Annotated in this window: 13 protein-coding genes; 3 read left to right on the top strand and 10 right to left on the bottom strand. The window is 62.6% G+C overall.

Annotated features, from left to right (window positions below):
* The first annotated feature begins 46 nt into the window (after positions 1 to 46).
* Positions 47 to 490: a DUF983 domain-containing protein gene (locus tag F4U95_RS13045; protein ID WP_120250033.1), complete on the top strand. Its 444-nt coding sequence runs from the start codon at positions 47 to 49 to the stop codon at positions 488 to 490.
* Here the strand turns inward: F4U95_RS13045 and F4U95_RS13050 are convergent.
* Genes F4U95_RS13050 through F4U95_RS13065 form a run of 4 tightly spaced genes read right to left on the bottom strand, consistent with a single transcriptional unit; the run spans position 487 to position 3,132 of the window.
* Positions 487 to 1,239: a glutaminyl-peptide cyclotransferase gene (locus F4U95_RS13050; protein ID WP_150425960.1), complete on the bottom strand. Its 753-nt coding sequence runs from the start codon at positions 1,237 to 1,239 to the stop codon at positions 487 to 489. The genes F4U95_RS13045 and F4U95_RS13050 overlap by 4 nt on opposite strands.
* Positions 1,236 to 1,973: a CAF17-like 4Fe-4S cluster assembly/insertion protein YgfZ gene (ygfZ, locus tag F4U95_RS13055; protein WP_150425961.1), complete on the bottom strand. Its 738-nt coding sequence runs from the start codon at positions 1,971 to 1,973 to the stop codon at positions 1,236 to 1,238. The genes F4U95_RS13050 and ygfZ overlap by 4 nt, the downstream gene beginning before the upstream one ends.
* 38 nt (positions 1,974 to 2,011) lie before the next feature.
* Positions 2,012 to 2,881 carry an EamA family transporter RarD gene (gene rarD, locus F4U95_RS13060; protein ID WP_281347234.1) on the bottom strand — a complete coding sequence of 290 codons (870 nt, stop codon included), beginning with the start codon at positions 2,879 to 2,881 and terminating at the stop codon, positions 2,012 to 2,014.
* Between the two features lie 29 nt (positions 2,882 to 2,910).
* Positions 2,911 to 3,132, bottom strand: a complete 222-nt coding sequence (locus F4U95_RS13065; RefSeq protein WP_150426082.1) for a hypothetical protein — start codon at positions 3,130 to 3,132, stop codon at positions 2,911 to 2,913.
* A 158-nt stretch (positions 3,133 to 3,290) separates the two neighbouring features.
* On the opposite strand from F4U95_RS13065, the gene F4U95_RS13070 reads away from it, so the two are divergent.
* On the top strand, positions 3,291 to 4,022 hold the full coding sequence (locus F4U95_RS13070) for a hypothetical protein (RefSeq protein ID WP_150425962.1): 732 nt from the start codon (positions 3,291 to 3,293) through the stop codon (positions 4,020 to 4,022).
* A 148-nt stretch (positions 4,023 to 4,170) separates the two neighbouring features.
* Here the strand turns inward: F4U95_RS13070 and F4U95_RS13075 are convergent, their stop codons facing one another.
* The 6 genes from F4U95_RS13075 to F4U95_RS13100 form a co-directional block, all read right to left on the bottom strand.
* Positions 4,171 to 4,854, bottom strand: coding sequence for a DUF2490 domain-containing protein (locus tag F4U95_RS13075; RefSeq protein WP_150425963.1), 684 nt, complete (start codon positions 4,852 to 4,854; stop codon positions 4,171 to 4,173).
* Positions 4,855 to 4,971: 117 nt separating this feature from the next.
* Entirely contained in the window at positions 4,972 to 6,600 is a 1,629-nt protein-coding gene (locus F4U95_RS13080; RefSeq protein ID WP_150425964.1) for an alpha-D-glucose phosphate-specific phosphoglucomutase, read from the bottom strand.
* A gap of 246 nt (positions 6,601 to 6,846) precedes the next feature.
* Complete coding sequence (gene pth / locus F4U95_RS13085) at positions 6,847 to 7,416, bottom strand: aminoacyl-tRNA hydrolase (RefSeq protein WP_150425965.1); 570 nt, start codon at positions 7,414 to 7,416, stop codon at positions 6,847 to 6,849.
* 80 nt (positions 7,417 to 7,496) lie between these two features.
* Positions 7,497 to 8,111, bottom strand: coding sequence for a 50S ribosomal protein L25/general stress protein Ctc (locus tag F4U95_RS13090; RefSeq protein ID WP_120250039.1), 615 nt, complete (start codon positions 8,109 to 8,111; stop codon positions 7,497 to 7,499).
* Positions 8,112 to 8,332: 221 nt separating this feature from the next.
* Positions 8,333 to 9,217: a TraB/GumN family protein gene (locus F4U95_RS13095; protein WP_150426083.1), complete on the bottom strand. Its 885-nt coding sequence runs from the start codon at positions 9,215 to 9,217 to the stop codon at positions 8,333 to 8,335.
* On the bottom strand, positions 9,217 to 10,119 hold the full coding sequence (locus F4U95_RS13100) for a TraB/GumN family protein (protein WP_150425966.1): 903 nt from the start codon (positions 10,117 to 10,119) through the stop codon (positions 9,217 to 9,219). Before F4U95_RS13100 ends, F4U95_RS13095 begins: the two co-directional genes overlap by 1 nt.
* Before the next feature lie 133 nt (positions 10,120 to 10,252).
* Here F4U95_RS13100 and F4U95_RS13105 point away from each other — a divergent pair, with 133 nt between their 5' ends.
* Complete coding sequence (locus F4U95_RS13105) at positions 10,253 to 11,125, top strand: glycine--tRNA ligase subunit alpha (RefSeq protein WP_150425967.1); 873 nt, start codon at positions 10,253 to 10,255, stop codon at positions 11,123 to 11,125.
* Positions 11,126 to 11,183 lie beyond the last annotated feature (58 nt).

Genomic DNA, 11,183 nt, shown 5'->3' on the forward strand with positions numbered 1-11,183 from the left:
ATAAGCGCGGTGCCGATACGACATGGGGATGATGTCAGGAGACGATATGGAACAGAGTAGCGAAACCCACTGGATCGACCAAAATGGTCGCGCGTGGAAGAAACGTCCGGCGCATGAAACGGGCGTGATGGGCCGGTGCCCACGCTGTGGCGAGGGGCATATCTTCACCGGTTTTCTGACGGTGCGCGATCATTGCGAGGTCTGCGGCCTCGACTATAGTTTCGCCGATCCCGCCGATGGCCCCGCCGTGTTCGTGCAGCTTTTCGCCTGCGTGCCCGGCGTTGTCTTCATCATCATGTTGGAAATATTGGCGCGGCCTCCCCTCTGGGTGCATCTGGCCGTGGGTATTCCAGTGCTGATCCTGACGGCGATCCTGCCGCTGCGCCCGATCAAGGGCTGGCTGATCGCGGCCCAGTTCACCACCCGCGCGCAGGAGGCCGGCACCGCTGCGCTCTGGGCGAAGCTGCATGGCCACGAACCGCGTCCCTAATTGCTGCGGTTTATCTTGATCTCGAACAGTTTCGGCCAATTCTTGCCGGTGATGAAGACGCGGTCCTTGTCCGCATCATAGGCGATGCCGTTGGCGACCGCTTCGCTGTCGGTCACGCCGGCGGCCTTGCGCAGGGGCGCGACGTCGATCCAGTCGATCACGGCGCCGGTCGCAGGGTCAATCCGTGCGATGCGGGTATCGTACCAGATATTCGCCCAGATCTCGCCGCGCACATATTCCAGTTCGTTCAGCCGATCGACGGCGCGCCCGTTCCAGGTCACGGTGATCCGGCGCTGCTCGGCCAGGCTGTCGGGATCGAGGAAGCGCAACTGGGCGGTGCCGTCGCTCATGATGAGGCTGCGGCCATCCTGCGTCAGGCCCCAGCCTTCGCCTTCATAACGAAAATCCGAAACGGGCGTGAAGTCTTTTAGATTCCAGACGAACCCTCTGCGATGGCGCCAAGTCAGGCTGACCAGCCGATCCTTCCAATTGACGATGCCTTCGCCGAAATAGGGCGACTCTATGATGCGGCTTTGCAGGACTTTCCCGGTCTTGAGCGCAACCTTGCGCACCTCCGACTGGCCCTCCAAACCCGTACTCTCATAGAGGTCGCCATCCAGATAGAAGAGCCCCTCGGTAAAGGCCTGCGCATCATGGGGATAGGTTTTGACCAGCGTCCAGCGTGTGTCGGCGGCGGCCGGCGCACTCAGGGTGAAAGCGCAGAGCAGCGCCAGCAGGGCGCGCTTCATTCGGCAGCCTGACTTGCGATCGCGGTCGCGAGCCATGCAGGCAGGGCGGCGGGGTCGATCGTTTCCACCCGATGCAGTTCGATCGACAGGCCAAGGTCGGGCAGGGCGGCGCGCTGACGCTTTTCGTCGGCCTGCGCGAGCGGCACGGCGATCAGCCGCCGGTTCACCTTGTTGCGATAATGCATGCGGGCGGTATTCTCCTGACCCACATAGCATCCCTTGTCATAATCGACGCCCTGCAATTCCTCCGCATTGGTTTCCAGCCAGAGCGTCTGGTCCTGCCCCAGTTCGCCCGCGCCCTCGAATATGCCGAGCGACAGGCGATGGGCACGGAATGCAGCGGAAGCATCCCCCGCATCGGCCGGCGCAAGCCAACGGTGGCCGAGCGCGGGAAGGCGCGGGTCGAATGGCCGATCGGCCGCATCGGTCGCCCAGTGGACGGCCAGATCGTCAACACGGGCGATCACCACCTTGCGGCGCAGGCGATAGAGGGTCAGGCGCTTGGCGAGTATATCGGCCTGCGCGGCTTCGCAGTCGATCAGCACGTCATCGCCATCCGCCCACAGGAAGAAATCGAACAAGGCCTTGCCCTGCGGCGTCAGCAGTGCGGTCCAGCGCGGTTCGCCCTCCGCCAGTTTCAGCACATCGCGGGTCAATAGTCCCTGAAGGAAGGGCTTGGCCTCTTCCCCGGAAATTCTCAGGATCGCGCGGTCGGTCAGGTTGGTGCCAGTCATGGCCCCTAAGTAGGACTGCCGCGCGCCTAAGCCAAGCCTTATGCCGTCGCCATTCTGTTGCGCCGTGCGGTGGCGATACCGTCGCTGGCAAAGAGGATCAGGCCGACCCAGATCAGTCCGAAACTGGCCATCTGGCCGCCGCTCAGCTTCTCGCCGAACAGCAGCACGCCGCTCAGAAACTGAAGCGTGGGGGCAAGATATTGCATCAGGCCCAGCGTCGACATGGGCAGGCGCTGGGCAGCGATGGCGAACAACACCAACGGCACGGTGGTTACGGCGCCAGAGATGATCAGCAACGCCGTGGTCGGCACATCCTGACCAAAGCCGGTGCCGCCATGGCTGAGTTCCCAGAGCAGATAGGCGATAGCGAGCGGGGTCAGCAGCGTGGTTTCGACGCCCAGACCGGTCATCGGTGCGACCGGCGTCAGCTTACGCAGCAGGGCGTAAAAGGCGAAGCTGAACGCTAGCGACAGGCTGATCCACAAGGTCGTCAACGCCGAAGCGGCCAGGATGGCGACGCCGATCGATGCCACGGCGATCGCCAGCATCTGCGGCCGGCGCAGCTTTTCCTTGAGGACCAGCACGCCCAGCACGACATTGACCAACGGGTTGAGGAAATAGCCCAGGCTCGCTGCGACGATATGGCCTTCATTGACGGCCCAGACATAGGTCACCCAGTTGATGCCGATCATGATCGCCGAACCCGCCAGCGGCAGGACCAGCCGGCGGTCGCGCAGCGCGGCGACAAAGGCCGGCAACCCCTTGCGCATCGCCAAGATGGCCAGGATCAACAGCAGCGACCAGAGGATGCGCTGGGTCACGATCTCCACCGGATCGACATGGTGTAACAGGCGAAAGAAGAGCGGCAGCAGACCCCACAGGCCATAGCAACCCAGTGCCGCCAGCAACCCCTTACGCGCTTCGGGATGTTCCTGTGTCAGAAGATGCCTCCGCCCAGGAAGAGCCGCAACGCGCCAAAGGCCGCAACGATCAGGCAGAAATTCTGGCCGCCCTTCTTCGATGACATCAAGCCGATGAACGCCCCGAACAGGGCCAGTGGGATCAGGATCCAGTTGAGCGCCCCCAAAAACGGAAACACCGCCGGGATCATGAGGACAAGGGTGACAAGGCCGATAAAGCCTGACAGGATATTGAGCATGGGCCGACCATGGCCGTTCATCTGTCCCAGAGCAAGACAGTGGGACAAGGCCAGTCGATCCTGGCTGGCCACCTGCGCAAAAAATCTGCAGATTCACCAATAGTCCTAACGCAATATTAACCTTTGCTCTTCAGGGCTTGTTTACGAAGGAGTGAAGGATGGCGCGTTTCCGGTCTGTTGGCATGATATCCCTGGTTCTGGCGCTCGCCGCCTGTGGCAAGGGGGACAAGGATGCCAATCTTGCGTCGCTCGACGCGCAACTGACCGACAATGCAACCGATCCGGCGCTGAAAGGCGCGCTGGCCGATCCGATCGTGGTCGATCCGCAACTGGTGGGCCAGTCCAATCGCAATGCGGTGCGGACGGCCGACAAGCCTGCCAATGGGGCGGTGCCGGTCCTGAGCGGCGACGCCGGCGCGGCGCAGGCGCAGGCGGTCAAGCTGGCGGGCGGCAAGCTACTGAGCGCACCGGCCGCGACGCAGGGCGAAGCATTGGCCTCTACCGTGACGCTGGGCGCGGTCGCGCGGGAAGGCGCGGGCAAGGGGAATTGCGCCAAGAAACTGAATTACGGCACGCAATGGGCGCAACGCATGCCCGAACCCTTCACCCTTTACCCCGGCGCGCAACTGACCGAGGCGGCTGGCGCGCAGGTGGACGGCTGCACATTGCGGGCGGCGAGCTTCGTGACTGCCGTGCCGCGCCAGGGCGTGATGGATTATTATTACACGCTGGCGCGCCGTGCCGGATATGATGGCGAGCACAAGATTTTGGGCGGCGACCATGTGCTGGGCGGTACGCGCGGCGCCGATGGCAGCGCCTATTTCATCCTGTTCACAGACGCGCCGGGCGGCAAGACCAGCGTGGACATCATTGCGGACAACGGGCGGTAAGGCGGTTTTGCGACAGCGAGTTGGACAGGTGTTTGGGATTGCACGGCTTTAACATGCTGTAATGGCTTTGCTTTTTTCGGGCCTCTGATAAAGCTGCCATGCATTTTACCTATTTGCCTTTGTTATCAAAGGCTTATTGTAAAATCCTTCAGTGCCGAAAGAATAAAGTGACCGACGCGACATGGTTGACGCGTGTGTTGCCGGCGCGCTGATTTACCAACTGGTTGAGATAGCCCACCTCCAGCGTCGATGCGCCGGGCAGGCCGATTTCCGCGCCGACGAAGCTGCGTAGCTGGTCGAAGCCGCTGCGCGCGCCCCAATCCGTATCGTTGAGGGCGGCGAATCCTTCCGCATAGACCAAAGCGTTGACGGCATCGCTGCCCGGCTTGAGCGGCTTTTCGTACCGCAGCATTTCGCGCAGGCGCCATCCCATATCGTCGCCGTTCGAGCGCCAACGCTGCTCCAGACGGGTGCGAGATGAGAGTTCGCCACCCCAGGGCTTACCCAGCGTCCAGCTCAATTGCTGGAAACTGCGCTCCTCATTGATATCCTTGCCGCCCTCGATCGGCACGACGACATGGGCATAGCCCTGATAGACGGTCATAGTGGGCGAGAGTTTCCAGCCCAGCGCGCCGCGAAACAGCGACTGGTCGACGCGCGACATCCCATCGCCGATCCGCGGCTGGATTTCCGCGAAATAGACCAGTTCGTCCTTGATCGATCCCATCGCGGTCAGGTTGAGCCAGAATTGCTCGTCTTCGCTGGTCGCCGCGCCGGCGGGGCTCGAAAGGAGGGCGAGGCAGGCGGAAAAGCAGGCAGCAAGGCGGCGCATGATGGTCCTTGGGACAGGAGAAAGTGCCTGTCCCCATAATGCGCGCGCATTGCTATCCCGTTTCCCGGCTGTGAGTTTGTGTCCGGCGCAAGCCTGCTTTGTGCGCTGCGGCCGGGATCAGGTGATGACGCTGGGCTTGTCCATGCCGGTATAGCCGCTGATATCGGCGACCTCCTGCGCAGCGGCGATCAGCGGCGCAAGGGCCTCGCCCGTCTCCAGTCCCAGATCGCCATCCGGCCCGACATAGCGTTCGATATAGACACGCAGCGTCGCGCCCTCGGTGCCAGTGCCCGACAGACGGAACACGACGCGCGATCCGTCCTCGAACAAGATGCGCACGCCCTGATTGCGGCTGACCGACTGATCGGTCGGGTCGGTATAGGCGAAATCGTCGGCGCTCTTCACCGTACCGCCGCTATTGCCGGTGCCGGGCAGGGTAGCGAGCGCTCCGCGCAGCGCCGCCATCAGCGCGTCAGCCTTGTCCTTGGCGATCGCTTCATAATCGTGGCGGGCATAGTAGTTGCGGCCATAGGTGGCCCAATGATCGGCCATGATCGCAGCAACGCTCTGCTGCCGCACGGCCAGAATGTTGAGCCAGAGCAGAACGGCCCAGATGCCATCCTTTTCGCGCACATGGTCGGACCCGGTGCCCGCGCTTTCCTCACCGCAGATGGTCGCCATGCCGGCGTCCAGAAGGTTGCCGAAGAATTTCCAGCCGGTCGGCGTTTCATAGAGCGGCGCGCCCAGCTTTTCCGCGACCCGGTCGGCTGCGCCGCTGGTCGGCATGGAGCGCGCGATGCCCTTGAGCCCAGCCTTATAGCCCGGCGCCAGATGGGCGTTGGCGGCCAGCACGGCGAGCGAATCCGACGGCGTCACATAGCTGTGCCGGCCTATGATGAGGTTGCGGTCGCCGTCGCCGTCCGACGCTGCGCCGAAATCTGGCGCGTCGGCGGCCATCATCCGGTCGTATAATTGCTTGGCGTGGACCAGATTGGGGTCGGGATGGTGATGGCCGAAATCGGGCAGCGGAGTGCCATTCATCACCGTGCCAGCCGGGGCGCCGAGGCGACGCTCGAAAATCTCCACCGCATAGGGGCCGGTGACCGCGCTCATGCTGTCGAAGGCAAGGGTGAAGCCGCCGGCGATCTGCGCGCGGATGGCGGAGAAATCGAACAGGCTTTCCATCAGTTCGGCATAGGCGGTGACGGGATCGACCACTTCGACGGTCATGTCGCCCAGCTGGCTGGTGCCGATCGCGTCGATATCGACATCGGCGGCTTCCAGGATTTTGTAGCTGTCGATCACCAGCGATCGCGCGGCGATGGCATCGGTCACCTTTTCCGGTGCCGGACCGCCATTGCCGATATTATATTTGATGCCGAAATCCTCGTCCGGGCCGCCGGGATTGTGGCTGGCTGACAGGACGAGGCCGCCAAAGGCGCCGGCAGAGCGGATCAGGTGCGATGCGGCGGGGGTGGACAGGATGCCGCCCTGACCCACGATGACGCGACCAAAGCCGTTGGCGGCGGCCATTTTCAGCACGATCTGGATGACTTCGCGGTTGAGATAGCGTCCGTCGCCGCCCACGACCAGCGTTTCGCCGACAAAGCCGTCGAGGCTGTCGAACACCGACTGGACGAAATTTTCCGCATAATGGGGCTGCTGGAAGATGCGGACCTTCTTGCGCAGGCCGGACGTGCCAGGCTTCTGGTCATTGAACGGCGTCGTCGAAACAGTCTGAATCACCCGAAATCCCCTGAACTGCATTTCAGGCGCCTTATGGCCCGGCAATGTTGCACTGCGCAATCCAGTTGCGACATCCTGGCAGGGTGATGTCAGTCTATATCGAGCGGCATAGATAGCAGGGTGTTCCCCGGCGAAGGCCGGGGCCCAGTTTCAGCGTCTCATCTGGACCCCGGCCTTCGCCGGGGAACGCCGTGATTGGTCCGTTGAGCCATTGTCATGGCGGTTGGGTAAAGATGTTTCGGCCGTTCAATCCGCCAGGCGGCGGGCGATCTCGTTCATGAAGCGGACGTCGTCATTCTTCGCCAGCCATTCGGCTTCGGCACTGGTCGCGCCCAGCATGTCGGCCAGCGCGTCCATTTCGCTCTTGGCATAATTGCCCAGCACATAGCCATGGACCTTGTCCTTATGCCCCGGATGGCCGATGCCGATCCGCACCCGGCGAAAATCATTGCCGATATGCGCGTCGGTGGACCGCAACCCGTTGTGCCCGGCATTGCCGCCGCCGCGCTTCACCTTCACCTTCATGGGCACGAGGTCGAGCTCGTCGTGGAAGACGGTGACGTCCTGCGGCGTCAGCTTGTAGAAGCGCATCGCTTCGCCGATCGAACGGCCGCTTTCGTTCATGAAGGTGGCGGGTTTGAGCAGGATGATTTTATCGGTGCCGATCCGACCTTCCTGAACCCAGCCCTGGAACTGCTTCTTGGGTGGGGAGAAGCGATGCATGTCCGCGATCAGGTCCGCGACCATGAAGCCGACATTGTGCCGGTGCATCGCATATTGCTGTCCCGGATTGCCCAGGCCCGCCCAGATCTGCATCGAAATCCTCCAGAAAAGCAAAACCCCGCCCGAGCGTGGCTCGAACGGGATTTCGCAAATAGCTTAAAGCTGGAAAAGGCTTATTCGCCTTCCGCTTCGGCCTCAGCTTCGCCTTCGGCGCTCTTGAGAGCCGAAGGAGCGACGACAGTCGCGATGCTGAAATCGGTGTCGGCATGCAGGGCCGTGGTGCCCTTGGGCAGGGTCACAGCGCTGATGTGCAGCGAATCGCCGACTTCCAGGCCGGTCAAGTCGACCACCACTTCGTCGGGGATGTTGGCGGCGTCGACGACCAGTTCGATGTCATGCGCCACGACGTTGAGCACGCCGCCCTTCTTCAGGCCCGGCGATGCGTCTTCATTTTCGAAGCGCACCGGCACATGGACGTGAACGGTGGCATGTTCCGAAACGCGCAGGAAATCGGCGTGCAGCGGACGGTCGGTGACGGGGTGGAAGGCCACGTCCTTGGCGAGCGTGCGGACGGTCTTGCCGCCGACTTCGACCATGATGACCGAATTGAAGAAGTGGCCGGTGCCGAGCTGCTTGTTGAGGAGCTTTTCCTCGACATGGATCGACAGGGGTTCTTCGTTCATTCCATAGATGACGGCGGGTACGCGGCCCTCACGGCGGAGGGCGCGGGAGGCTCCCTTGCCTGCCCGATCGCGTGCCTCGGCCGACAGCGTAAGCTGCTCGCTCATTGCGTGTCTCCAAAAGCAAAATTGATACAATTTCCCGCCACGCCTCCAGGGATGACCATCGCGGGAACGCGGCCCTTTAGCAGGAAATGGCGGAAAGGCAAGGGGTGGGCGTGGTTGTAATCTCCAGCCTCCGTTCGTCCTGAGCCTGTCGAAGGACGGATGCGCGAACGTCTGCCCGCGTGCTTCGACAAGCTCAGCACGAACGGAGGTGGTGCTGGAGGTTATTGCACCCGCGTGATCGTGTACCCCTGCGTCTTCAGCAACTCGATCAGATTTTCGCGCCCGGTCAAATGCCCGGCGCCCACCGCGATGAAGGGGCGGCCCTTCATCGGTTCGATCGCCTTCACCCAATCGCGATTGCGGGCGACCAGGATCGCTTCCTCAACCACCGGGTCGGGCTGCTCGCCGACCTTGTCTTCCTTGGCGATCGCCTCCATGTCGCCCTTCGACCAGGCGGTGAGGATGCGATCGTACAGTGCCTTCATCCCCTTGGCCTCATGCACGGTCTGCACCAGCAGCGCGGACTGCGCGGTTTCAGGCAGCGTGTCGAACGCCGCGAATTGCCGCTCCACCGTCTCAAGCCCGCCGATCGGCTTTTTGGCTTTCTTGTACGTCTCGATCAGCACCGGCTCCACGCCGTCGCTCTGGCTGACGCCCAGACCCTGCTGGCTGGCGGCGGACAGCAGCATCGCGGCGGCCCAGCTTTCATAGCCGGACAGCAGCTGGCTGTTCGTGCCGCCATCGGCCATCGCCTTCCTCAGCGCCGCCTTCTCGCCATCGGGCACCCGCTTTTCCAGCGGCGGCAAGCCGGGGCTGCGGCCCATTTTCTCGAACAGGCCCAGCGTCTTCTGCTCGTCCTGCAAATCGGCCGCTTCCAATATCAGCCGGTCGGACGCGCCCATCGCCTCCTTGATCGCCGGTGTATCCCACGCGACGCCCTTGGGCAGGACATGGATGGTGCCGAACAGCCAGCCGTTCAGCTCGCCGCGCTGCACCTGCCACAGGGCAGGGCCGCCCTCGACCTTAGCCACCGGCTTGCTGTCCTGACCGCAAGCCGCGACCAATGTTAGAGCAAATAGCGCCAGCAGGCGGGTCGCGATGCGCATCATGGCTTGACCTTCTTCATCCGCTTGGCCTGGACGCCCAGCGCCTTGAGCTGTTCCTGCACGCTGCCCTTGCCGGCCAGATGGCCCGCGCCGACCGCCACGAAGACGGTACCCGGCTGCTCCAGCCGCGCCTTGATCCACTTCGCCCAATTGGCGTTGCGCCCGGTCAGCAGCACCTGTGCCAGTTCCGGCGTGGCCTCCAGCGACTCGTTCATCGATGCGGCCAGCTTGTCGGGCTGCCCCGCCTGCCAATAGCGCAGCAGGTCGCCAAATTCCTTTTCCATGTCCGGCAGGCCGTCGACCGTTGCATTCAGGAACTGCAATTGCTGCTCCATCGGCAGGCTGGCGAAAAAGCCGACCTGCTGCTCCACCGTCTCCAGCGCTTCGACCTTCTTGCCAGCGCCGGTGACGGCGCTGCGCAGGATCTTTTCCGCGCCCAGATCATTCTTGTAGCCCAGCTTCTCCAGTGGCGCGACCGACAGGGCCATGCCGCTCATCCACGGATTGAACATGTCGAATGTCCGCCAGGGCAGGCCGTTCGCATCCATCGCCGCCTGATATTTCGTCCGCGCATCCGGCGTCAGTCGATCCGACAGCTTCACCCCGTCCTTCGCCATCGCCAGACCCGCCATGGTCGCGCCGATCGCATTGGGATCGTCCGGCTCGATAATCTCCAGCACCAGCGTATCGGCCCGGTCGAAAGCGCGCTTCACGTCGCCATGGAACCAGTCGATATCGGGCTTCATCACATGGACGGTGCCGAACAGATAGATGGTCGTGTCATCATCCTTCACCTGCCACAGGGCAGGGGTCGCGGTTTCAGCCGTGCGGGCCTGCGCGACGCCGCCGATCATCAGCAGCGCGGCACTGAACGCACGGAACAGGGTGGGGAGCATCTTCATGCCTCCTTCAATGGGGAGCATGCGGCGTCAGGGCAAGCCGCTTAACCCTGTTTCCCGCCGCTTTTCCTTGACCATGGCCATGCCATGCGCCAAGGCGCGCGACATTCTAGATAGCAATTTTTGAGGACTATCCGTGGCCGAAGGCAAAGTGCTTTCCTTCCAGGACTTGATCCTGACCCTGCATGCCTATTGGGGGAAGCAGGGATGCGTCATCCTTCAGCCGCTCGACATGGAAGTCGGCGCGGGCACCTTCCACCCCGCGACCACGCTGCGGGCGCTCGGACCGAACGCCTGGAACGCCGCCTATGTGCAGCCCAGCCGCCGCCCGACCGATGGCCGCTATGGCGAAAATCCCAACCGGCTTCAGCATTATTACCAATATCAGGTGATCATGAAGCCGTCCCCGGCGAACCTTCAGGAACTCTATCTGGGTTCGCTGGTGGAAATCGGCATCGATCCGCTGGTCCACGACATCCGCTTCGTCGAGGATGACTGGGAAAGCCCGACGCTGGGCGCCTGGGGCCTGGGCTGGGAAGTGTGGTGCGACGGCATGGAAGTCACCCAGTTCACCTATTTCCAGCAGATGGGCGGCTATGACTGCAAGCCGGTCGCGGGTGAACTGACCTACGGCCTCGAACGGCTCGCCATGTATATTCAGGGCGTCGACAGCGTCTATGACCTCAAGTTCAACGATGCGGGCGTTACCTATGGCGACGTGTTCCTCGAAAACGAGAAGCAGATGTCGAAATGGAATTTCGAGGTTGCCGACACCGAAAAACTGTTCCGCTGGTTCAAGGATTGCCGTGCGGAATATGACCAGTGCATCGAAAATGGCGTGCCGCTGGCGGCCTTCGAGCAGGCGATCAAGGCCAGCCACACCTTCAACCTGCTTCAGGCGCGCGGCGTGATCTCCGTGCAGGAACGTGCCAGCTATATGGGCCAGGTGCGCGACATGGCGAAGGGTAGCTGCGAAAAGTGGATGGACGTGAACGGGTGGGCCGCGTGATGACCAAGTTTAGATCCGTCATCCCAGCGAAGGCTGGGATCTCAGGCGATGTGGCGCT

It is taken from the genome of Sphingobium limneticum (assembly GCF_008710165.1).
GTDB lineage: Bacteria > Pseudomonadota > Alphaproteobacteria > Sphingomonadales > Sphingomonadaceae > Sphingobium > Sphingobium limneticum.